Source organism: Mesorhizobium sp. M1A.F.Ca.IN.020.06.1.1 (assembly GCF_004023265.1).
Taxonomy (GTDB): Bacteria; Pseudomonadota; Alphaproteobacteria; order Rhizobiales; family Rhizobiaceae; genus Mesorhizobium.
In genome coordinates this window covers 1-513 of record NZ_RZSR01001748.1, presented here as the reverse complement: position 1 = coordinate 513, position 513 = coordinate 1, and the positions used below count along the sequence as shown (strand labels likewise).

General features: G+C 56.3%; 1 pseudogene. It reads left to right on the top strand.

Annotated features, from left to right (window positions below):
* Nucleotides 1-396: 396 nt before the first annotated feature.
* Nucleotides 397-513 (top strand): annotated as a pseudogene (locus EOA60_RS36680) (NADH-quinone oxidoreductase subunit A); the annotation flags it as partial.

Genomic DNA, 513 nt, shown 5'->3' with positions numbered 1-513 from the left:
GTAAAACCCTGCGCGCCGAGCGCAATGCGCCTTGCTGCGGCGAGCGAGATCTTTTCTTTCATCCAGCTACCTTGCCCTGATCCTTTGCCGGGATTTCCAGTCGGTGATTCCGGCCATGCTAACAGGCAAATGGCGGGAGATATGTCAGGATAGAAAAGTGGAGTAAAACCTGAAGGAAATCAAACAGGAGCGGATCGGACCAGTTTCTTCCGATATGGCGTCCAGGGCCGGATTTTGAACAAGGTTTGACTTGCGTCGCCGAAACCGCTGCGCTAACCCTCGCCGCGTCGCAGCATAGGCCACCTAAAACGGTTCAGCGGGTTAAACTGTCACGCTTCCGCCTTAGAGTCCGTTGCTGTAATCAAAGTGAACTGGCCGCCGAAGGAAAGTCGCCGCATGAGCGCACTCCTAAGTTCGTATCTGCCCATCGTGCTCTTCATCGCAGTGGCGATGGTCGTCGGCCTGGCGCTGATCGTTGCGCCGTTCCTGGTTCCCTACCGCAATCCCGATCCG